Origin of the sequence: Flavobacterium sp. UW10123 (genome assembly GCF_040538975.1) — a bacterium.
GTDB lineage: Bacteria > Bacteroidota > Bacteroidia > Flavobacteriales > Flavobacteriaceae > Flavobacterium.
In genome coordinates this window covers 442332-465281 of sequence record NZ_JBEWQE010000001.1, presented here as the reverse complement: position 1 = coordinate 465281, position 22950 = coordinate 442332, and the positions used below count along the sequence as shown (strand labels likewise).

General features: G+C 33.2%; 15 protein-coding genes. 7 read left to right on the top strand and 8 right to left on the bottom strand.

Annotated features, from left to right (window positions below):
- Nucleotides 1-28 precede the first annotated feature (28 nt).
- The 4 genes from ABXT06_RS02035 to ABXT06_RS02020 are packed head-to-tail and all read left to right on the top strand — an operon-like array spanning nt 29 to nt 4514.
- Complete coding sequence (locus ABXT06_RS02035) at nt 29-1045, top strand: sugar phosphate nucleotidyltransferase (protein WP_354589242.1); 1017 nt, start codon at nt 29-31, stop codon at nt 1043-1045.
- 48 nt (nt 1046-1093) lie between these two features.
- On the top strand, nt 1094-2446 hold the full coding sequence (locus tag ABXT06_RS02030) for a tetratricopeptide repeat protein (protein ID WP_354589241.1): 1353 nt from the start codon (nt 1094-1096) through the stop codon (nt 2444-2446).
- A 7-nt stretch (nt 2447-2453) separates the two neighbouring features.
- Nucleotides 2454-3233, top strand: a complete 780-nt coding sequence (gene lolB1, locus ABXT06_RS02025; protein WP_354589240.1) for a lipoprotein insertase outer membrane protein LolB1 — start codon at nt 2454-2456, stop codon at nt 3231-3233.
- 24 nt (nt 3234-3257) lie between these two features.
- The gene (locus tag ABXT06_RS02020) at nt 3258-4514 is read left to right on the top strand and encodes a murein hydrolase activator EnvC family protein (protein WP_354589239.1); all 1257 of its coding nucleotides are present in this window, start codon (nt 3258-3260) and stop codon (nt 4512-4514) included.
- A gap of 64 nt (nt 4515-4578) precedes the next feature.
- Here the strand turns inward: ABXT06_RS02020 and ABXT06_RS02015 are convergent, their stop codons facing one another.
- The 3 genes from ABXT06_RS02015 to ABXT06_RS02005 form a co-directional block, all read right to left on the bottom strand.
- Complete coding sequence (locus tag ABXT06_RS02015; RefSeq protein ID WP_354589238.1) at nt 4579-6159, bottom strand: RagB/SusD family nutrient uptake outer membrane protein; 1581 nt, start codon at nt 6157-6159, stop codon at nt 4579-4581.
- 18 nt (nt 6160-6177) lie between these two features.
- Nucleotides 6178-9168 (bottom strand): SusC/RagA family TonB-linked outer membrane protein, encoded by a 2991-nt coding sequence (locus ABXT06_RS02010; protein ID WP_354589237.1) that lies wholly within the window; start codon nt 9166-9168, stop codon nt 6178-6180.
- A 372-nt stretch (nt 9169-9540) separates the two neighbouring features.
- Complete coding sequence (locus ABXT06_RS02005) at nt 9541-9960, bottom strand: CBS domain-containing protein (RefSeq protein WP_198855020.1); 420 nt, start codon at nt 9958-9960, stop codon at nt 9541-9543.
- 229 nt (nt 9961-10189) lie between these two features.
- Between ABXT06_RS02005 and rbfA the strand changes: the two genes are divergently transcribed.
- The 3 genes from rbfA to ABXT06_RS01990 all read left to right on the top strand — a co-directional run bounded on the left by rbfA (nt 10190) and on the right by ABXT06_RS01990 (nt 13382).
- Nucleotides 10190-10582 (top strand): 30S ribosome-binding factor RbfA, encoded by a 393-nt coding sequence (gene rbfA / locus ABXT06_RS02000; protein ID WP_095930618.1) that lies wholly within the window; start codon nt 10190-10192, stop codon nt 10580-10582.
- A gap of 1 nt (nt 10583) precedes the next feature.
- Nucleotides 10584-11783, top strand: coding sequence for an ABC transporter permease (locus tag ABXT06_RS01995; protein WP_354589236.1), 1200 nt, complete (start codon nt 10584-10586; stop codon nt 11781-11783).
- 171 nt (nt 11784-11954) lie between these two features.
- Nucleotides 11955-13382, top strand: coding sequence for an MATE family efflux transporter (locus tag ABXT06_RS01990; protein WP_354589235.1), 1428 nt, complete (start codon nt 11955-11957; stop codon nt 13380-13382).
- 149 nt (nt 13383-13531) lie between these two features.
- Here ABXT06_RS01990 and dusB read toward each other — a convergent pair whose 3' ends face one another.
- The 5 genes from dusB to ABXT06_RS01965 all read right to left on the bottom strand — a co-directional run bounded on the left by dusB (nt 13532) and on the right by ABXT06_RS01965 (nt 22813).
- Nucleotides 13532-14524 carry a tRNA dihydrouridine synthase DusB gene (dusB, locus tag ABXT06_RS01985; protein WP_274254896.1) on the bottom strand — a complete coding sequence of 331 codons (993 nt, stop codon included), beginning with the start codon at nt 14522-14524 and terminating at the stop codon, nt 13532-13534.
- Nucleotides 14525-14666: 142 nt separating this feature from the next.
- Nucleotides 14667-15953 (bottom strand): flexirubin biosynthesis putative acyl-CoA ligase FlxY, encoded by a 1287-nt coding sequence (flxY, locus tag ABXT06_RS01980; RefSeq protein ID WP_354589234.1) that lies wholly within the window; start codon nt 15951-15953, stop codon nt 14667-14669.
- Entirely contained in the window at nt 15950-17614 is a 1665-nt protein-coding gene (locus ABXT06_RS01975; RefSeq protein ID WP_354589233.1) for a C45 family autoproteolytic acyltransferase/hydrolase, read from the bottom strand. Before ABXT06_RS01975 ends, flxY begins: the two co-directional genes overlap by 4 nt.
- A gap of 7 nt (nt 17615-17621) precedes the next feature.
- Nucleotides 17622-19139 carry a phytoene desaturase family protein gene (locus tag ABXT06_RS01970; RefSeq protein WP_354589232.1) on the bottom strand — a complete coding sequence of 506 codons (1518 nt, stop codon included), beginning with the start codon at nt 19137-19139 and terminating at the stop codon, nt 17622-17624.
- The gene (locus tag ABXT06_RS01965; RefSeq protein WP_354589231.1) at nt 19139-22813 is read right to left on the bottom strand and encodes an MMPL family transporter; all 3675 of its coding nucleotides are present in this window, start codon (nt 22811-22813) and stop codon (nt 19139-19141) included. The genes ABXT06_RS01970 and ABXT06_RS01965 overlap by 1 nt, the downstream gene beginning before the upstream one ends.
- Between the last annotated feature and the right edge of the window lie 137 nt (nt 22814-22950).

Sequence of the window (22950 nt, the reverse complement as noted above, 5' to 3'; positions counted from 1 at the left end):
AAGATCTTCTCATAAAATCAAATAAAGAATGAAAATAATTGTGCCAATGGCAGGCCGAGGATCAAGATTGAGGCCTCATACATTGACGGTTCCGAAACCGTTAATTCCAGTTGCAGGAAAATCGATTGTACACCGTTTAGTTGAAGATATTGCCAAAATATTAAAAGAACCAATTGAAGAAGTTGCTTTTATTTTAGGAGATGAAGCGTTCTTTGGAGATGATGTTGTAGCAAGTTTAAAAGATCTAGCAAAAGGATTAGGAGCAAAAGCTTCAATCTATCGTCAAGATCAGCCGTTAGGAACTGGACATGCTATTATGTGTGCTAAAGATTCTTTGTCAGGACCAGCTGTAATTGCTTATGCAGATACTTTAATTAGAGCTGATTTCGAATTGGATCCAGAAGCAGATGCTGTAATTTGGGTAAAACAAGTAGAGCAGCCAGAAGCTTTTGGTGTTGTGAAACTAAACCAAAATAATGAAATTATAGAATTGGTTGAAAAACCAAAAGCGTTTGTTAGCGATTTAGCTGTTATCGGAATTTATTATTTTAAAGAAGTTGGAATTCTAAGAAATGAACTTCAAAATGTTTTGGATAATAATATTCAGAATGGTGGAGAATACCAGATTAATGATGGTATCAAAGCGATGATGGCAAATGGAAAAGTTTTCAAAACCGGAAGTGTTGATGAGTGGATGGATTGTGGTAACAAAGATGTTACGGTTGAAACCAATACAAGAATGTTAGGTTTTCTTCACAATGACGGAGAGCATTTAGTAGATTATGGTGTGACTTTAGAAAATTCAACTATTATTCCTCCTTGCTATATTGGAGAAAATGTTGTTTTGAAAAATACTACTATCGGTCCAAACGTTTCTCTTGGAAATGGATGCCATGTAACAGACAGTACAATCAAAAATAGTTTGATCCAGACGTATTCTCAAATTAAAAATGCTGCTTTAGATAATGCAATGATCGGAAACCATGTAAGTTACGATGGTAAATTTACAAGTATCAGTATTGGGGATTACGCTGTTTTAGAATAAAATAAAAATTAAGAAAGTTTCGTTTTGTTTAAAATGTAATTTTTACAGATGATAAAAAAAGGAGTTTTTACACTATTGGTTTTTGCTTTATTCAGCACATCATTTTCGGTTTTTGCTCAGACAGAACCCGAAGATATTGCTATGGCAACAGACGAATATCAAGACTCATTTTATGAATCATTAAAACAAAAAGGAATTGAAAATTATGATAAAGCCATTGTATCATTGGAGAAATGTATTAAACTTAAACCCAATGATGCAGTTGCTTATTTTGAATTAGGAAAAAACTATTTTTTGCTAAAAGAATATCAAAATGCGCAGACGGCTTTTGAAAAAGCTACACAGCTTGATCCTAAAAATAAGTGGTTCTGGCTCGGAATTTACGATGTAAGTTACGAGACAAAAAACTATCCTTTGGCAATTGAAATTATTCAAAAAATAATTGTTTTTGACGAAGAATATAAAGACGATTTGATTTCGTTGTACATGATTACGAATCAGTATGACAAAGCATTGACAGCGATTAATGAGATGAACGATAAGTTCGGAAAATCTTCTGATCGCGAAATTTATAAAGCGCAGATTTTATCTCAAGGGAAATATCAGAATGCAGAAATTGATAATTTGATTCAGCAGATTAAAAAAGATCCAAAAGAAGAATCAAATTATTTGAATCTCATTCTTTTATATTCAAAGAATAATGAAAACGAAAAATCGCTTGAAGTAGCAAAACAGCTGGCCAAAGAAATTCCAAATTCAGAATGGGGGCAGGTGAGTTTGTTTAAAACTTACTTAGATGCCAATCAGGCAGATAAAGCTATAAAATCGATGAATGTGATTTTAGCAAGCTCAAAAATCGATTCAAAAATCAAACACAGAACTTTGAATGAATTTTTGATTTATGTAAATAAAAATCCACAGTATTCTGCCGATTTAGAAAAAGCTATTTCGTATTTTGATAATGATAAGAATGTCGATGTTGCCAAAGAAATTGGAAAATTTTATCATAGCAAAGGACAATTTGAAAATGCCATTAAATATTATGAAAAAGATTTAAAGGCTAATTCAGATACTGATCTTGAAACCAATATGTTATTGCTGGATACCTATGCTCAAGCAAAACAATACGAGCCAATGACGAAAAGAGCTATGATGCTGATTGAAGTTTATCCGAGTCAGGCTCAGTTTTATTATTATGCTGGTTTAGGAAGTAATCAGATGAAACAATTTAAAAATGCAAAAACCGTCTTAGAAATGGGTCTTGATTATGTAGTGGATGACGTAAAATTAGAATCAAATTTTAATATTCAGCTAGGAGAGGCTTACAATGGATTAGGAGACGCAAAGAAAAAAGAGGAATACTTTTTGAAGGCAAGTGAAGTATTAAAAAAGAAAAAATAAAATTTAGATGAAAAAATATATATCAATACTAGTATTGTCTATTGCCGTAATTTCATGCAAATCCAAAGCAGTAGCGGTACAAGGAAATACAAGCCAGTCAATTGTAGAGAAAGAAGACAAAAAAGTAATCGAAAAACATTACAACAACAAGTTAGATTTTTCGACTTTGTATATAAAAGCAAGTGCAAAATATGCTGATGAAAAACAAAGCCAAAATGTTACTGCCGAAATTAGAATCGAAAAAGACAAACAGATTTTAATAAGTGTACGTTTTTTAGGAATTACAATGGCTAAAGCTTTAATAACGCCTTCAGCAGTAAGTTATTACGAAAAAATGAACGGCACTTATTATGAAGGAGACTTTACAAGTTTGAGCAAATGGCTCGGAACAGATTTAGATTATTCTAAAGTTCAAAATCTATTGGTTGGAGAAGCTTTTGATGATTTAAGAAAAGGAAAATATACCCAGACTATTGTAGATAATCTTTTTAGATTGGACGAAGAAAAAGATGCCAATTTAAAAAAGACCTTTTTCTTAGATGGAGAAAAATATTTAATTCAGAAAGAAGAGATTTCGCAACCGTCTGAAAACAGAACATTACAAATTGCCTATTCTGATACTAAAAATTTTGATCAAGGGATACTGCCAACAAGTATAGAAATCAATGCCGTTCAGCCAAAAGGCAAAACAAGTATTAATTTGAATTATAACAATATTTCATTTAATGAAGAACTTTCTTTTCCGTATAGTGTTCCAAGCGGGTATAAAAAAGTTACAATTAAGTAAATTTGCAAAAATAAAAACAGAAACATGCCAAAATTTCTTCTAAGTCTAGTTTTAATTTGCGCCACCACATTTGTATGGGCGCAGGATTCGCAGCAAGAAAAACTGGAGCAGCGTAAAGCTCAAATTCAGCAGGAAATCAGAGATAACGAAAAGATGCTTCAATCTGTTCGAAAAAAAGAAAAATCTGCTGTGAATGAATATTTAATTCAGGCAAACAAAATTAAGCTTAAAGAGAAATTAATTAATACTACAGCAAAACAGGAAAGACTGATTGGTAATGATATGTATATTAATCAGGTTCAAGTAAATAAACTTAAAAAAGAACTAAAAGTTCTAAAAGAAGATTATGCTGAGATGATTTTAAAATCGTACAAAAGCCGTTCTGAGCAAAGCCGTGCAATGTTTATTTTATCTTCAGAAAGTTTTTTACAAGCTTATAAAAGAGCACAATATTTAAAACAATACACTGCTTTCAGAAAAAATCAAGGCCTTGAAATTCAGTCAAAAACAGCACAATTAGTTGATTTTAATGCTAAACTAGACGGGCAAAGACAAGTAAAAAAGAAGATAATTGCCGAAAATCAAAAGGAGAAAGTTACTCTTGAGGTGGAGAAAAAAGAGCAGCAAAAATTAGTTAATGCTCTTAAAAAAGATAAAAACAAAATTGCCGCAGATATTCGATCAAAACAAAATGAAGCTAAAAGAATTGACAAACAAATTGACCGTTTAATTCGTGAAGCTATTGCAGAAGCCAATAGAAAAGCAGCTGCAGAAAGAGCAAAAGCAAATCCAGGTTCTAGTGAAGCAAAAACGGCAACAGTTTCGTCTTCTAAAATTGCAATGACTCCAGAAGATAAAGTTTTGGCAGCTGATTTTAAAGCAAATAGAGGAAGATTACCGTGGCCAGTAGAAAAAGGATTTATTTCGCTTGGATATGGAGATCAGCCACACCCATTACATCCATCAATTACTGTTCATAATTCTGGAGTTGAAATTACTACAGAAGATGGTGCAAGTGCTAGAGCAGTATTTGCGGGAGAAGTTTCTAAGGTTATCGTTTTGTCTCCAGTAAATAAAGCAGTTGTAATTCAGCACGGAGACTTTTTTACCGTATATCAAAACTTAAGTTCAGTTTCTGTTAGTCAGGGAGATAAAGTGACGATTAAACAAAATATTGGAAAAGTAAGAACAAGTGGAGATACAGGAAAAACAATTATTAAATTCTTGATTCTTCAAAATACATCAAATAATAATCCGGAAGGATGGCTGCAAAGCAGATAAATCTATCCTAAAGATTACTCTAAAAAAATCCTTTTCATCAATTCGATGAAAAGGATTTTCTGTTTTAGTTACTTGTATTATCAGGATTTTGAATTAGTGCAGGATTAGAATCTAAATCATATCGCGGAATTTTAAATAAGAAATTTTTAGAAGGTACAAACTGTAAAGGATTGTTTACGTACATATTAATTCCGTTATCATTTCCATATTTCACGTGTTCTGAAACATTTTTTCCAATTCTATTAGTTCTTAATTCATCAAAGAACAATAATCCTTCTCCAACAAACTCCCATCCTCTTTCTTTATAAATAGCATCAGCAAATTGTTCTTTATTTAATCCTGGAGCTAGATCTGGCAGTTTTGCTCTGTTTCTTATTCTGTTTACATAAGCATACGCCGCTGCAGGACCATTAATTTCATTTTCTGCTTCGGCATAATCTAGTAATACATCGGCATAACGAATGACATAAGAATTTGCCTGAGGTTTTTTTAGTGAAGCAGAACTTTCGGTTCTATCATAAAATTTCAGATTTCCGGGCGAAGCTGTTTTCCATCCTTTAGATCCGGGAAAGAAACCTTTATCTGTTGAAACAAATTCTATGGTTTGTAAAATATGACTTGAATTTCCTTTTTCAGTAACATTTACTTTTGTTAAAAAACTGCCTTCTTTTCTCGTATCATCATTGCTATAAGATAGATAATGCTGTATTGAGGGGCCAAATCTGTGATACATATAACAGCCCAGTGTCGTCTCGGTTATATTTACGCCAAACATAACATGGTTATTATTATATTCATTTTCGACACCACCATATTGCATTTCAAAAACAGATTCGATGCCATTTTTGTTATTGATATTCCACCAAAACCATAGATCCTTAAAATTGGATTGTAAATCATATTGACCAGATTGAATAACTTTTGTGGTGTAATCTTTAGATTTTTGAAAAAAGGCTTTATCTCCTGTCATGCTTCCTCGGGTAAGGTATAAATCTCCAAGTAAAGCTTGCGCAGCTCCTTTTGAAGCTCTCCAAATGTTGTCACTTTGATAACCAGATTTTTGAGGCAAATTTTCTTCTGCATATTCAAGATCAGCAACAATGTATGCATAAGTTTCCTCTGTTGTTTTTCTAGGTATCGCTAAATTTTTTAAACCTTCTGTAAATGTTTCAGGAATTGGAACTCCTCCGTACATGCGTACTAAATTGTAGTAAGTTGCGGCTCTTAAAAAACGAGCTTCGGCAAAATATCTCTTTTTGAGAGTTTCGTCCATTTCAACATCAGCACCGCGGCCAATAACCAAATTTGCTCTGTTGATAATGTTGTAAGCGTCATCCCAGTTTGTAATTACCATTTTATCTGCATTATTCATATCTGACCAAACATTCCAAAGTTGGGCATCGTCTTTTGCATAAGCAGGCGAACCAAATTCGGTTAACACCTCCAAGTACATGATATATTTGTAATTGCCATTAAAACCGTTTTGATAGCCATCATAAACACTGACCAATGCAGTATTCAATTCGTCTGCATTTTTATAGTAATTACTAGGCGAAAGGAAAGTATACGGTTCTTCTGCTAAATCGGTGCACTGTGAAAAAAGCATTAGTGCACAACCTGAAAAGATATATTTTAGAATTTTCATTAGTATAGATTTTTAGAATTAAAATTTTGCAGTAAAACCAACAAGCATTGTTTTTACATACGGAGAAGTTACATTTCCACTTTCAGGATTATAGCCCCTGTGGTTTGCTATATTGATAAAGTTCTGGGCATTCAAATACACGTTTAATTGTTTTACCCAATCGACACTTTTGATTACGTTAGATAAATTGTAAGCCAACTTAATATTCTTTACTACAAAATAGTTCCAGTCTCCGTTTGTACGATCCGACAGATATACATCTTTAGCGCCCGCTCTAGGAAAATTTCCAGATGAATTTGTTGGACTCCACATTCTGTCATAAGCATATTGCGTCGGGATATAATTTCTGTTCTGAATCTGATTTTCGCCAAAAATCATGTAATTATTATCTTCATCAGAAGCCAATCCTGTTGCTCCTTGTCCGTAAATATCTAATGTCAAATTCTTATAGCTTAGATTGGTTGATATTCCGTAAAAGAAATCAGGAGAAGTTGTGCCAATATTTACGTAATCATCATTGTTAATGATTTTGTCATTGTTTTTGTCAACATACATTTCTTCTCCAAGCTGTGCGGTAGGACGTATTTGCTGATAAGCCGTCAGCTGTTCCTGAGTTTTAATGATACCAGCAGATTCTCTAGCCCAAACACTATTTACAGGCTGGCCCACAATTAGATATTTAGCAATTCCAGCAGAAGAACTTCCAACATTTATGCGACTTACATCTCCATAAAGACTCACAATTTCGTTTTTGTTTTTAGAGAAATTACCGCCTATATCCCATTTAAGATTTGAATCTATTACTTTGACGCGTGCAGTAACTTCAAAACCAATGTTTTTGACTTCGCCAATATTTTGAAGCATGCTCGAGTAACCAGAAGTTGTAGGAATCGGAACGTTGTATAAAAGATCTGAGGTTTGTCTTTGATAAAAATCTAAATTCAAGTCAAGTCTTTTCCATAAGCTTAAATCGATACCTGCGTTGTACTGAATGTTGCGTTCCCATTTTAGATCTGGATTTCCAATTGTCTCCACAAATCCAAAAATCGGATTGTTTTCGTATACATAATTTGCTTTAACAAGTTTAGACAAAGATTGATAATTACCAATTTCTTGATTACCCGTAACTCCATAACTTGCTCTTAATTTTAAAGCCGAAATTACAGAACTATTTTTAAGAAAGTTTTCTTTATCAACATTCCAACCAAGTCCCAAAGAAGGGAAAAATCCCCATTTGTTGTTGCTTCCAAAACGTGACGATCCATCATAACGGCCAGTTAAGGTTATGAGATATTTTTCGTTGTAAGCATAAGAAGTTCTAGCTGTCCATGAAATTAATTTACTTGAATATTTGTTAGAAGAATTGGTAATACTTGCTCGATCTGCATACGTAATATCATTTGCTCCTGTAGCATCATTTTGAAAACCAGAACCTTTTACACCTAAATCTTCATAAACATATTCTTGCCATGAATAGACTGCTGTTGCAGTTAGACTATGTTTGTCTTTCCAAGTATTAGCATAACTTAAAATATTGTCGGTTAGCTGAGAGCTTTGTCTTCTGTAATATTGTCCTCCAGTTCCTGTGTTTCCAGATCCAATTCCAGCTGTAGATTTTGAAGTGTAATATTCATATTGTTTTTCATTTGAGATATCTACGCCATAATTGGTTTTAAAAGTTAGATTTTTGGCAAGTTTAAAATGAGCATACACATCGCCAAGAATGCGATCTGTAGAAATTTCGTTTGTCATTTCTGATGCCTCCGAAACAGGATTCCAAGTGCCCTCAAAGTAAGAACTTACTGCAGGATCTTCTGTGGCATAATACCAGCTTCCATCTGAATTTTTTACAGGTATTGTTGGCCATCCGTATCTAAAAATGTCTCCAGTCGGATTGTTTCGAATATCTCTTTGAGAACGGCCCACTTGTAAATGTGTTCCAACAGTAAGCCAAGGTTTGTATTCGTGATTTAAATTGGTTCTAAGAGTTAGTTTTTTAAAACCAGATGCTTCTACAATTCCATCTTGCGAAAAAATATTTCCAGAAAGCAGATACGTTGTGTTTTCTTTTCCTCCGCTAAAAGACAAAGAATAGTTTTGCATAAGTGCCATATTCTGAATGATTTCGTCCTGCCAGTCTGTATTAATATTTGGAGCAGGATTAGTGGCAGAATAAACAGGCTTTCCTGTAGAATAGGTATAAGCGTCATTTATAAAATTGACAAAACTATCTCTGCTTAAAGTTTTAGGAAGTCGGGTCGGAGTTGAGATTCCTTGAGTGCCTACAATCTCTAGATTATTTTGTCCTTTTTTCCCTCTTTTTGTTGTAATCAAGATAACACCATTTGCTCCTCTTGATCCATAAATAGCAGCCGAAGATGCATCTTTAAGAATTTCCATAGATTCAATGTCGTTAGAACTAATATCATTTAAGTTACTGTTGACCAATGGGAAACCATCAACAACAATTAAAGGATCATTACCTGCGCTGACAGATCCGTTTCCACGAATTCTTATTTTAGGCGAGGAACCAGGAGAAGAATCGTTGTTTAAAACAGCAACACCAGCAGCTCGTCCTTGAACAGCTTCTAACGGATTTGAGCTTGTAACCGTATTAAGAACATCTCCTTTAATTTGAGCTATCGAACCCGTTAAATCGCTTTTTTTCATGGTTCCATAGCCTACAACAACTACTTCTTTAAGTTCGGCAACTTCATCAGTTAATGTAATATTGATAACAGAAGATTGTTCAACCGTTTTTTCAATTGTTTTAGAACCAGTAGAACTAAAAACCAAGATGCTTCCTGTATTTGCGCTTATAGAATATTTTCCATCAAAGTCGGAAATGGTGTTGGTTTTTGAGCCTTTCACAATAATATTCGCTCCAGGAATTGGGATTCCGTTGGAATCCGTGATTGATCCAGTTACCATTTTGTTTTGTGCTAGTGTGGTTAGATGCACAAAAATGGAAAAGATCAAAATTAACAAATGGCTAATTTTGTTTTTCATAAGAATAGATTTCGGTTAGTTAAAGTTGTTTAAACTTATTTATAACAGAAACCCTTTGTATCCTGTTCTATCCTGTTAGTTTTGAATAGGATAAGTTATTTTTAAAAGAATAATTGAATCTTTTTTACTTTGAAACGCTGATTCACTGGTTTTTAAGTTAAGTAGTATTAATTTTATTTTTATCAGAAAAAATGTAAAATTTTATCAATAATAAAATTATTTAATAATTAATATTAGTATTATTTTTCAATGTAATCTTTAAAGAATTACCTAATTTGTTGATTTTTAAATTCGTTTTTGTTTAAAAAATGAAAAGTGGCAGAAGAATGTCCTGCCACTTTAAGAATAAAGTTAAGTATGATGAATTTTTCGTTAATCGTATTGTTCTAAGAAATATTTCAAAACATCGGTGGTAGTTACAATTCCTTTCAATTCTCCATTGTCTACAACAGGAAGAGCATGAAATTCTTCCTTCACAAAAATTTCGGCTAAATCTCTTATTATGGTATCAGATGAAACGGTTTTTGGCTTAGAAGTCATAACCTGCGAAATAGTAAGCATTTCTAAAATAGCTTCATCAGCACCATCTTGTCCGTCAAATAAAGCTCCAAAAGTTAAGCGGTTAATATCTGTGCGACTAATGATTCCGACAACTTCTTTTCCATTTACAACTGGAATATGACGAATTGAGTTGGCCTTTAGCTTTTCAACAACCTTTTTTAAATCGTCATTTTGATTTACTGTAATAACGCTTTTAGTCATTATATGACTTAGTGGTTCTCTCTTTTTCATAATTTGATTAGTGTTAGATTTCTATCAAAATTGATCAATATTTAGCAAAAGAAAGATGACTTTTGTCAGCAGAAAAAATAGAAAGAAGTTGTATTTTAGATAGCATTTTTTTGAAATGAGGATAGAAAAACGCTCGTTTTGATCTTAATTTCAAGTAATAAATACTAATTTAAGATTGAAGTTGTTTTGAAATTGTTACCATTGAATTTAAAAGTATTATTTTTGCAGTATGGAAACAAATAGACAGAAAAAAATAGGCGGTGTTATTCAGAAAGATCTGGTTGATATCTTGCAAGGTGAAGTGAGAAAAAACGGAATTACAAACTTGGTAATTTCAGTGTCCAAAGTAAGTGTCACTACAGATTTGTCTGTAGCAACAGTATATTTAAGTATTTTTCCACAAGAAAAAGCCAAAGAAACATTAGAAGCAATAAAAACAAATACCACTTTAATCAAACATGATTTATCGCAACGTGTTCGTTTGCAATTGCGCCGTGTTCCGAATTTGGTATTCTTTATAGATGACTCTCTTGATTATATTGAGAAAATTGATAATGCACTTGCAGGAAAAGAAAACCCAATAGAAAACCGTGATCTTTTAGAAAAAAGAAGAAAGTCATAATTTGAATTTTCCTTTATACATAGCCAAACGTTATATTTTTAGCAGTAGCAAAAACAATGCTATCAATATTATTAACCGTATTGCCAGCATGGGAATCATTGTTGGAACAATGGCTTTGTTTGTGGTTTTATCTGTCTTTAGTGGGTTAAAGGTTTTCAGTCTTTCGTTCACAAACGAAATTGATCCTGATTTAAAATTGACAAGTACTTATGGAAAATCATTTTTAATTACACCCGATCAGGAGAATCAAATCAAAAAAATAGATGGTGTTGCTTCTTACACCAAAATTATAGAAGAGCGTGTTTTATTTTTATTCAAAGACAAACAGCAAGTTACTTATTTAAAAGGGGTCGATAGCATTTACCCTGTTGTCAATGATATCAAGAAAAAACTTTTTAACGGCCAATGGTTGAAACCAGATAGTTATCAGGTTGTAATTGGTTATGGGTTAGCTCAAAATTTCTCAATGGGAATTTTAGATTTTGAAAATCCGCTTCAGATTTTTGCACCAAAACCAGGAAAAGGCGGAATCGAAAATCCCGAAGAAGCTTTCAATAAAACCGATGTTCTACCTGTTGGAATTTATTCAATAAGCGAAGATTTAGACTCAAAATATGTATTTGCAGATTTAGGTTTGGTACAGGAATTGTTAATGTACAAGCGCAATCAAATCTCAGGAATAGAATTTAAATTAAAAGAAAACGCAGATGAAGGAGCAATAAAGACTCAGCTTAATTCTATTTTTAAAAATAAAATTACTTTAAAAAATAGAGCACAGCTGAATGAGTCTTTGTACAAAATGCTTAATACGGAAAACATTGCTGTTTATTTGATTTTTACTCTAGTTATCATTGTGGCACTTTTTAATTTGATTGGCGCCTTAATTATGATGATTTTAGAAAAGAAAGGAAATCTAAAAACCCTTTTCAATTTAGGATCAGATATTGGTGATCTTCGAAAAATATTTCTGTTACAAGGAACTTTATTAAGTGTTTTTGGTGGTTTAATCGGACTTGCTTTAGGGATAATTCTTGTTATTTTGCAGCAGAAATTTGAGCTCATCATGATTACGCCAACTTTGGCTTATCCAGTTGTTTTTACAGTGGAGAATGTTTTGATTGTAATGACAACAATTATCTCTTTAGGATTTGTTGCTTCGCTAATAGCAAGCAGTCGAGTAAGTAAAAAATTACTAGATTAATTTCTTCTTTAAAAATATTACTTATATTTACCGCCTTAAAAAACTACAGCATATGATTGTTTCTGCCTAATCCTAATTTTATTTTTTAGAATAATTAGGATACTTACGTTTACTTTTTTAGTTCAGATTTAAATACATCTGAACCAATTTTATCATTTATCCTAAAATATCATGACAGAAACAACTATAAAGAAAAGCTTCTTTTCTAAATTTTTTACCACTTTAAAACAAGCCTTAAAAGGCGACGAATCTTTTGACTATACTTCTGGCAGTATAAAAAAAGCCGTAATTCTATTGGCCATTCCGATGGTCTTAGAAATGATGATGGAATCGGTTTTTGCTCTTGTTGATTTATATTTCGTTGGTCATTTGGAACATAGCAGTTTTGCCATTCAGACTGTTGGTTTGACAGAATCAGTATTGACCGTAATTTACTCCCTTGCAATCGGAATGAGTATGGCGGCAACCGCGGTTGTAGCACGACGTATTGGAGAAAAAGATCCTGTAGCAGCTGCGAAAGCAGGAATGCAAGCTATTATCATTGCATTTGCAATTAATAGCATAATGAGCATTTTCGGAATTATTTATGCAAAAGACATTTTGATTCTGATGGGTTCTTCTGTAGAATCAGCCGAACATGGTTTCCGATTTACTCAAATTATGATTGGTTCTAGTTTGTGCATTATGCTTTTGTTTTTAATAAACGGAATATTCCGCGGAGCAGGAAATGCAGCAATTGCTATGAAAAGTTTATGGATCGCTAATATTTGCAACATCTTTTTATGTCCGATTTTAATTAATGGCTTTGGGCCAATTCCTGCTTTCGGATTAGTTGGTGCAGCCTTGGCAACTACTATTGGAAGAAGTATTGGAGTTTTATATCAAGTATATCATTTGTTTTTTGGAAATGGAGTTTTAAAAATTAAGGTTCCCTATTTTGCTCCTGATTTTAAGCAAATCAAAGCTTTGGTAAAAATCGCCGCGCCTGGAATTTTGCAATTTGTAATTGCTTCTTGCAGTTGGATTTTCTTAGCACAATTAGTCGCGACAACAGGAGGAGATCATGGTTCTGCAGGTTATCAAACGGCATTGAGAATAATGATGTTTTTTATTCTTCCAGCTTGGGGATTGAGTAATGCCGCTGCGACTTTGGTTGGACAAAACTTAGGAGCCAAACAAATTGAGCGTGCCGAAAAATCCGTTTATACAACTGCAAGATATAATGTAATTTTCATGGCTTCGATTATGATTATTACTTTGGTTTTTGGACAATATATTATTTCCTTTTTCACGAATGATCTGCAGGTTAAAACCATTGCAATTGAAGCTTTGCAGATCATGAGCATCGGATTTATTTTCTACGGAATCGGAATGGTTTTAATCAATACTTTCAATGGTGCAGGAGACACCTGGACACCAACCGGAATTAACTTTTTCGGATTTTGGCTGTTTCAAATTCCATTAGCTTTTGTTCTGGCAAAACATTTTAATATGGGACCAACAGGAGTTTTTATTGCCATTCCTGTTGCTGAAACTGCCATTACTTTGACGGGGATATTTTTCTATAAAAGAGGAAAGTGGAAACGAGTTCAAGTTTAATTTATAAAAAAAAGACCTTCAAATTTTGAAGGTCTTTTTTTTGGATCAATATTTTTTGTCAAAGTTAATCTGCGTATTTTTTGTCATTTCGACGAAGGAGAAATCTCCACAAGAAGCTCGACAAAGATTTAGATTTTTGTTATGAGATTTTAAACAAACTCATAACCCGCATAAACTTCTTCGATTTCTTTCATAATAGCAAATAAATCTTCAGGAGCATCAGTTGTAACCAATTTTTGTTTGAATTCTTTAAATGAATGAATTCCTTTGAAATAGTTCGTATAATGACGACGCATTTCTACAATTCCTAAACGCTCGCCTTTCCAATCCATTGACCATTGTAAATGATTTCTAGCCGCTTCAACACGATCAATAACCGTTGGAGCAGGTAAGTGTTCACCTGTTTTGAAATAGTGTTTGATTTCGTTAAAAATCCACGGATAACCAATTGCAGCGCGACCAATCATAATTCCGTCAATTCCATATTCATTTTTATATTTTAATGCTTTTTCTGGGCTGTCGATATCGCCATTTCCGAAAATAGGCATTGTAATTCTTGGGTTGTTTTTTACACGTGCAATATGCGACCAGTCAGAATGGCCTTTGTACATTTGAGCACGGGTTCTAGCGTGAATTGTTAAAGCTTGTACGCCAATATCCTGAAGTCTTTCTGCAACTTCATCAATATTAATTGAGCTATCATCCCAGCCTAAACGTGTTTTTACCGTAACAGGCAAATCAGTTCCTTTGATAACCGCTTTCGTTAAACGAACCATCAAATCAACATCTTTTAAAACTCCTGCACCTGCACCACGACAAACTACTTTTTTTACTGGACATCCAAAATTGATATCCACTAAATCAGGTTTTACAGTCGAAACGATTTTAGAAGACATTTCCATTGCTTCTTCATCGCCTCCAAAAATCTGAATTCCAACAGGACGTTCGTAATCAAAAATATCCAACTTCATGCGGCTTTTTATAGCGTCACGAATTAATCCTTCCGACGAAATAAATTCAGAATACATTAAGTCAGCTCCATGCGTTTTGCATAACCTGCGAAACGGCGGATCGCTAACATCTTCCATCGGTGCTAGTAATAAAGGAAATTCGGGTAATTCTATGTTGCCAATCTTGACCATCTTCGTAATTTTTTGCAAAATTACAACTTTTAGTTCAATTTGTACCAAATTGAGGTTCAAAGGTTCAAAGTGACAAAGTTCCAAAGGTTTTATATTCAGAATCTAAACCTTTGTTTCTCTGAACCTTTGCAACTTTGTGCCTTTAACGATAATCGAAAAATCGAATTGGTTTTCGGCTCATCGGATTAAAAACCAACGGATTTAAAACCTCTTTTGAAGCAAATTCTATTTTTGGAGTTACTCTTAATTTGGCTCTAAAGTGATCTTTTATTTCCTGAAGAAATTCAGGAGATTGATTTTTAACTGCAATTTTGATCAGGATTTCATCTGTACCTAAATCGTTGGTTGAAATTTCGATCAAGTGATTTTCGATATTATCAAAACTACTCAAAACATCGTTCATCGCTGGCGGATAAAGCGTTGTGCCTTTATATTTAATCATTTGTTTTTTGCGCCCAACAACTGGACCAACGCGTAAAGTGTTTCTTCCACAAGCGCAAGGTTCATCATGAAACTGAACCATGTCTCCAGTTTTAAAACGCAATAACGGCATGGCTTCAATTCCTAAAGTAGTAAAAGTCAATTCGCCTGTTTCTCCATTTTTTACAGGCTGATTATTTTCGTCTAAAACTTCTACAATGATCAATTCTGGATGATGATGTCCACCTTTTCCGTGTTCGCATTCTGTAAAAGCGGTACTCATTTCTGTAGAAGCATAAGTTGAAAACAACTTAATATTCCATTTATCGGTGATTTTTTTGGATAGAATATTCATGGAGAAATCCTGTTCTCTCAAAGATTCCCCAATACAAATAGCACCTTTTATGCTCGAATTATTATAATCGATTCCATGAATTTCGGCATATTCAATTAATTTCAAAAGGAAAGAAGGAACCGTAATCAGATAACTCGGATTGTATTTTAAAATAGAATCCCACTGCATTTCCGGAATTCCAGCGCCAACGCGAATTACGCCCACTTTCAGTTTTCGAAGTCCTAGAAAATAAGCCAGACCAGCCATAAATTTTCGGTCAATCGTAGTCATTAATTGCACTACATCGCCTTCTGCAATTCCTGCACAGGCAAATGAAATCGATTCATTATAAGCCAGTCGATCTAAGTCAGAATCGGTTAAACCGAAAGTAACGGGATCGCCTAAAGTTCCAGATGTTGAAGCGTAATCGATAATTTTATGTTGCGGAACGCACAAGAAATCATCATTATATTGCTGTAAATCTTCTTTTGTTGTAACAGGCAAATGCTGTAAATCTTCCAGTGTTTTAACTTTCGAAATATCAATATTCTGTCCTGCAAAAAGTCTTTTATAAAAAGGAGAATTCTCGCTGATATAAGCTAAAAGCTCGGATAGTTTTTTTTCTTGAAAAATTTTAATTTCTTCTAAAGAATCTTTTTCTATTGCTGGAATCATTGTAATTTTCTTTTGACTTTTTTTAAATATTTTTCAATCTCTTCTTTTTGCGGAACTGTAGTGATTTCGTGACTTAAAGCTTTTTCAAAATTAAGCTTCGCCTGAAGAAATTCCTTTTTTTGGTAAAAGTACAATCCTGTCTTATAATACACAACCCAATAATCAGGGTTTAATGCTTGATACTGCTGAAGAAATTCTGGAGAAACTGTTTCTTTCTTTTTTAAAATAGAATCTATTTTATGATCTTCAATTTTAAATTTTTTAAAATTCTGAAAAGCAACTGTTTCTAAGAAAGGATCTTTGGCAATGTTCAGATTTTCGTTTTGAAAAGATTCTGCTGCATTTCTATTTTCACCAAAAAGCTCATTTAAATCATAACAAACAAACTCACCCAATTGATAAGGATTTGCCGAAACCCAAACTAATTTTTCTTTTGGTTTAAAGATAATTCCGTGATGTGCCAGCAGTTGGTTCAAGGCTTTTTCGTTTCCATATCCTAAAGAAATATCTTTTAAACCTTCTTTATCTCGAAGAATTTCCGAAGCAATTTCAGGATTTACTTTTGGGTTTTCAGATAGTAATTCTTGCATTCTTTCGTAACGGTATTCAGAATGGCTGTTTGCAATCTGTTCTAAATTTCTTTTATCGTCCTTAAATGCTTCGCCTTGAAAATGATTTGAACAAATTAATTGATCGCTGTTTGGAACATCATAAATGTCCATTTTATTTGGCGAAACTTCAATCAGAATAGCTTTGTTATCATTGGCACTTCCAACCATAATCGATTCAGAAACAAATACTTTTCTTTTTTTTGCAATCGCAATTGCTTCATCTAAATTTTTGGCGTGCTGTAAAATTTCTCGAGTCAAGATTGAAATTGGAGTTTTAGCGCTAAACGGAATCTTAGATTTAGATGCATTTATCGTTACGGTTAATCCTTCATAATTCATTCCAGAAACGGCACCAATCATTCCTGGCCAAGTAACCATCATAAACGGATAACCTTCTTCTGGTTTTATAAAAGCAGCGATTTTGTTTTCCGCGAAAGCGTCATTCACATAAAAATCAAAATTTCGAGCCAGAATTAAATTTCCATCTTCCGACTTTTCGTTCCAAGCAGCAAAAGAAGAACAGCCAACCAAAGCTAAATCTTGTAAAGCGTGCCCAATATCGTGAGCAGCATGAAGATACAAACTGCGCTGATATTGAGGGGCGATATTATCAAAGTCACTCGAACTATATTGAGAAACGCCATAAATTTCGGTTTGATATTCGTCGGGAACATTCAGATATAATTTTCGATTGTACCATTTGAGAAACTGACGAAGCAGTTTTTGCTGAAATTTTGACGGAATGAAATCGGTAATTTTTGAGAAAAAAATACGTTGCTGTTTGTGCAAAAGAGAATCGGTTAAAGCACCAGTAGAAAGTCCAATTTCGAGAGGATCGCCTTCTACATATAATTCCCAAAGACCTTGTTTATTTTTTAAAAGCGAATTTTTTCCAGATATAAAAATACTGTCAGATAATTTGGTGACAGCAGGTTTTGCATCATTTAAACCTGTAAGATCTGGTGTGTGCTTTTTTGATTTTGAAGTACCACAGGAAACCATCAAACTTAAAAAACCGATGAGGAAAATATAAAGAATTCGGTTTTTCATAATGAGACTATTCAGATGCTTTTTTAATTTTTTCTAGCAGATATTCTTTTCCTACAATTTCAGAGCAGGTTATAACCGCTCCGACTGTAACTCCCAAGACACCATGCATGTTGATGCTTTGGCCTGTAAGATAAAGATTTTCTACCTTAGTTTTAGTCGGAATTAAAGTTTTCATCGGATTATTAGAATCTTTAACATATCCGTACATATTTCCTCCATCTCCGCCAATGTAATCACGGTACGAAAGTGGAGTAGAAGTATGAACCGATTTAATGCAATCTTTTATTCCAGGAAATTTTTTCTCGATTTCTTCTAAAAATTTAGCTGCTTTTTTGGTTTTGAATTTCTCATAACTTTCCCCTCGATCATTTTCTTCAAAAGTGGTATTGAAAGTGTTTCCCCAAGCTTTAACATTATCGTATTTCATATAAGTCAAAAACGTCATTCCGTCTGCCCATTCTTCGTCTTTTTTTGACGGACTCATAGAAGCCATAAAAGTTTTTGGCCATGAATTTTCATCATATTCATAAGCGGTCCAAACATCTTCAGGACTTTTAAAATGATAATAATTATGATTGATGTATTTGAATGTTTTAGGTTTAAAAACGATATACAAACTGAACGCAGAAAGGACACTTTCTAAATTTTGAATTCTATTGAAAAACGGTTTTCTAAAATTTTCCTGGCCCGCCATTTTCAAAGTCGTTTTAGGTTCGATGTTCGAAATAAAATACGTTCCAGAAACTTCTGTTCCGTCTTTCATTTGCACCCCATTTACTTTTTGATTTTCGACCTCGATTTTGGTGACTTCTTTATGTTTAAAAAACTCGCCTCCGTATTTTTTCAATTGTTTCAAAAGCTGTTTCGTAATCTGACTTCCGCCATTTATGCAACGCCATGAACTTTCGATATAAGAGTTCACCACAAGGGCATGAATATAAAAAGGAGATTTCTCAGCAATTCCGGCATACAGAAAATTTGATCCTGCCAAAACGGCTTTCAGTTTTTCATTTTGAGTAAATGAATCGATCGTTTCTTTCGCGTTAAGCGTTAAAATTTGATCATCATATTTTCCTTCCGATTCTAGATTGTAAAGCGGAAATGTTTTGCAGACCTCTTTTATTTTTTGACAGTATTTGAAAAGATTTTCTTTTTCTTCGGGAAAGAAATTGGTTAATTTTTGAATGAAATTTTCGAAACCTTGTGCATGCGGATATTCGGTTTTATCGTCATCAAAAGAAATTAGATCAAAACCATTTTCGTCCATTTTTTTTAGATTCAAATGATCCAATATTCCAATATATTTGAAATATTGATGAAGATTTTGGCCTTTGTCTAAACCTCCGATATAATGAATTCCAGTATCAAAAATGGTTTTGTCTCTTACGAAAGTCTGAAGATTTCCTCCGTATTGATTGTTTTTTTCGAGTACACAAACGCTGTAGCCTTCTTTTGACAGAATAACAGCAGAAACCAATCCGCCTAAACCGCTGCCAATTATGACTACATCGTACTCTTTTTTCATTATTTTTTCTTTAAAACAACTAAAGCATTTTCTTCAGAAACAATTTCAAAATCCGTAAACTGATTTCTTAAACGGGAACAATTCACTAAAATTATACAGTCAACGTTCGAAATTACTTTTTCAATTTCATCCGGATAATTTTCGTCAGAAATTAAAAGTATATCGTAATGATTTTCAACTGCTGATTCTAGATTCTCGAGATAAACTATTTTTCTTTTTGAAACAATGTAATTGGTTTTGGCAACCAGTAATTTTTCTTCATCATTTATAAAAGAAGCTATTTTTCGCTGTGGTTCCTGCAACGCCAATAAAACATCCAATTGTCCGTAATCATTTCCTAAATGAAGGATTTTTGCTTTTGGCTGAATGTGTTGGTTTAAATTGTAATAGGTTTCGAGATTTTCTTTTAAATCTTTTTTTACGCTATTTCCAACTTCGATTTCTTTATAATCGTAACTGTTAATCAGCATTGTTTTGAAATAATCAGAACCTTCAAGTTGTTGTCTTATTTTGCGATATTCAGCTTTAAAGAACGAACTAATTTGTTTGGTTCTTTCGGTATAATTAGCTCCAAAAGAAAGATTATCAGGTGTAATTCTTTCTAAAATGGTAACGGTCAATTTTCCGTGATGAATAACAAAATCCCCTTTCGGAATTAGTTCTGAAGCACCGTGAATAACAACCGGAATAATGTCGATTTTAAATTCTTCAGCAAGAAAAAAAGCACCTTTGTGGAATCGTTTAATGACATTATTTTCTGATCGTGTTCCTTCCGGGAAAACCATTAACGAATAACCTTGTTCTATTTTTTTTCGCAAATGTTCAACGCCACCTTCAAGACCCTCAGAAACAGGATAAAAACCTGCTTTTCTAACCACGCCGCCAAAAATAGGAGAGTTGTAAACCCAATCGCTTACCAAGAAAATGATTTTTGGACTTAGCATTCCGATTGCTAAAATGTCTAGAAAAGAAGAATGGTTGGCAATAATTACGGTTGGTTTTTCGAAAGTTTCATTGAAATTATTAACGACTTTTTTTCGAATAAACGGATTTGAATACAATACCGATTTCATGAATTTTGAAATCAGATATCGAAAAGCTTTCATTTTTGATTTTTTACTAAAAGGCAAAATCGGCATTATCGTAAAACTGAAAATCGACATTACGATTCCGCCCAAACCATAATAAGCAAATGAAATTACGCCATGAATAAAAGTGCGTAATTGAAAAGGCGGATTTCCTTTTTTCGGACGATTTGATAAAAACAGCTTAAATAAAATCGGATAAAAAATAAAAGTAATAATCAATGCAGCAAAGACTCCAATTAATGAAACCAGCGAAATTGAAGTAAGCGCAGGATGTTTGGCAAAAATCATCGCACCGATTCCTAAGATAGTCGTTATAACCGCTAGAATAATTGAGGTTCTGTAAATGGCAATTTCGTTAACGCCGTTTGTATATTCTTTTTGAAGTGCACTTGTCATGAAAATGCTAAAATCAACTCCGTGACCAAAAATCAAGGTGCAGACAATCATACTGAAAATGTTCATCTGAATGCCAAAAATACCCATAATTCCTGCCGTTACAATTCCTGTCAAAGCAATTGGAATACAGCTTATGATAACCAATTCGATTCTTCGGAAAAAGAAAAACAGAATTAAAATTACGGCTACAAAAGAATAATTTACAAGCGAATTAAAATCGGTTTTTAAAGTGCTGAAAAACGTTTCATTCATCTGCTGACGGTCAATTGCAATTACGTTTTCTTTTGCTGAAGCCGATTTTACAAAAGCATCTCGCTGTTCTGGCGCTACTTTTACTAAAGTTGAAATGGTGTAAAAACCATTTTTTTCTGTAATGAATTCTTGTAATTGTAAAGCTTTGATTTTTAAAAAATCATCTGCAGAAACTGGTTTGAAATCATAATCTAATTGGCCAAAAAATAAATTGTAAGTTGAAGGTTTAAAACCAAGTTTGGCACCTTCAGCAATTAATTCCGATTTAACGAATTGTTTTTTCTGCGAATTCCAAAATGAATTCCATTTTTCAATTTTTTGAAGCTGTTCTTTTTGCGAAAGTACAATTCCTCCAACCGAACTGAAATTTAGAATTTTATCCTGCTGTTTTTCTTTATTTAAATTTTCGAAAAGACGACTATTATATTGCAAAGCTTCTTCCATAGTTTTTCCGTAAGAAGCCACATAAATAGTTTTTGAAGTTAAACTGGTACTTTCTTCCAACTGTTTTTCGGCAGCTTTAATTTCTTTTGGCACAAAATTCAGCTGTGATAAATCATTATTGAAACCAACATCATTATAAGTAAAACAGCAGATAATGGTAATGATAACGCAAAGCCCAATTAAGATTTTATTGTTGTGAAAAGAAAAATGAGCCATTTTATCGATGACATTTTTCTTGTGTTCAGCTGGATTTTCTGTTGGTTTGTATAAATGCGGAACAATCAAAAGCGAGAAAACTCCAGTTGCCATAACGATAACCGCAGCGAAAATTCCAAGATCATTCAGCGCATCCGATTTTACAAAAAGCAGACATAAAAAAGCAACGGCAGTTGTAGAACTGCTCATAATTACAGGCATTGTAATGTCTTTGTACAAGGTTTTTACATCGCTGTTGTGTTTGTAATGCGTGAGAATATGAATGGAATAATCGATTGTGATTCCCAATAAAATAGAACCAATTCCAAGAGAGATTGCCGAAATCTGTTCTCTCACAAAATATAAAAATGCTACGGCAAATAATCCTCCAAAAACTGTTGGTAGAAAAATAATAAGTGGGATTAAAACTTTACGGTAGAATAAAATTAAAATCAGCATTAAAGTGAACATCGCAATGGATGTCGTCAAAATAATATCTCCTTTAATCTGATTGGCATTGGCAACGGCAATTAAGGCTGAACCAAAATAACTGATTGAAGTTTTACCTTTAAATTTCTGATTTAAATTTTCCTGAATGGATTTAAGTTTTTCAGCAAAAATGCTATTCTTTTCTGTTTCGCTTGACGGAATATTGGATGTGATAAAAAGGAGTAATTTCTTTTTATCCTTCGTCATTACAAAACCATTTTCTAGAGTAAAATCGTCACCAATGTTTAATTGCTGTAATTTTTTTAAAGCAATAAATGAAATCCCAAACGGATCTTGCAGAATAAAATCTTTGGTTATAAATCCTGAAGGAGAAATGATCGATTTGTAATTTCCTTGAACGGTTGCCGCAATGCTGTCTTTTTGAAGTTTCTTCTCAATAGCTGCATAATCTTTATCATCTAGAAAAAGGGGCAGATTATTGTAAACAAAATCAATAGTTTCTTGAATGTTTTCTTCGTCAATTTTTCCTTGAATTCCTGTTATATATGGCTTGCAGGATTTAGAAACGCTGTCTGAAAATACAGTTGCCATTTCTTTCAAATCATCGGCAGAACCATTTTTATCTAAGCTGAAAATTACGGTAGTTTTATCGGCAAAATTTAATTGTTTTAAGACTTTGGCAGTAACATCGGTTTTATCGTTTGTTGGAATAAGTTTGGTTATATCTTCTTCAAATTTTAATCTTGAAGCGAAAAATCCAAAAACCAAAAGCATCAGAACGGCCAATAGCACCGAAAGAGATTTTCTTCGGTTTACAAATAAATGAATGGCGTAGAAGTATTGATGCATGGTTATTTATTATTTTTTTGCCACAGATTAAAAGGATTAAAAAGATTCTAATCTGTGTTGGTTTGCCACGAATTTCACGAATTTTCACGAATTCTTATTTGAAAAAGGGCATAAATTTGTTTTGTTTTTTTGCTACA

Bases quoted from the DNA above. Each gene is read 5' to 3' on its own strand.
- ABXT06_RS02035 (WP_354589242.1), top strand. From the start codon at position 29: ATGAAAATAATTGTGCCAATGGCAGGCCGAGGATCAAGATTGAGGCCT.
- ABXT06_RS02030 (WP_354589241.1), top strand. From the start codon at position 1,094: ATGATAAAAAAAGGAGTTTTTACACTATTGGTTTTTGCTTTATTCAGC.
- lolB1 (WP_354589240.1), top strand. From the start codon at position 2,454: ATGAAAAAATATATATCAATACTAGTATTGTCTATTGCCGTAATTTCA.
- ABXT06_RS02020 (WP_354589239.1), top strand. From the start codon at position 3,258: ATGCCAAAATTTCTTCTAAGTCTAGTTTTAATTTGCGCCACCACATTT.
- ABXT06_RS02015 (WP_354589238.1), bottom strand. From the start codon at position 6,159: ATGAAAATTCTAAAATATATCTTTTCAGGTTGTGCACTAATGCTTTTT.
- ABXT06_RS02010 (WP_354589237.1), bottom strand. From the start codon at position 9,168: ATGAAAAACAAAATTAGCCATTTGTTAATTTTGATCTTTTCCATTTTT.
- ABXT06_RS02005 (WP_198855020.1), bottom strand. From the start codon at position 9,960: ATGAAAAAGAGAGAACCACTAAGTCATATAATGACTAAAAGCGTTATT.
- rbfA (WP_095930618.1), top strand. From the start codon at position 10,190: ATGGAAACAAATAGACAGAAAAAAATAGGCGGTGTTATTCAGAAAGAT.
- ABXT06_RS01990 (WP_354589235.1), top strand. From the start codon at position 11,955: ATGACAGAAACAACTATAAAGAAAAGCTTCTTTTCTAAATTTTTTACC.
- dusB (WP_274254896.1), bottom strand. From the start codon at position 14,524: ATGGTCAAGATTGGCAACATAGAATTACCCGAATTTCCTTTATTACTA.
- flxY (WP_354589234.1), bottom strand. From the start codon at position 15,953: ATGATTCCAGCAATAGAAAAAGATTCTTTAGAAGAAATTAAAATTTTT.
- ABXT06_RS01975 (WP_354589233.1), bottom strand. From the start codon at position 17,614: ATGAAAAACCGAATTCTTTATATTTTCCTCATCGGTTTTTTAAGTTTG.
- ABXT06_RS01970 (WP_354589232.1), bottom strand. From the start codon at position 19,139: ATGAAAAAAGAGTACGATGTAGTCATAATTGGCAGCGGTTTAGGCGGA.
- ABXT06_RS01965 (WP_354589231.1), bottom strand. From the start codon at position 22,813: ATGCATCAATACTTCTACGCCATTCATTTATTTGTAAACCGAAGAAAA.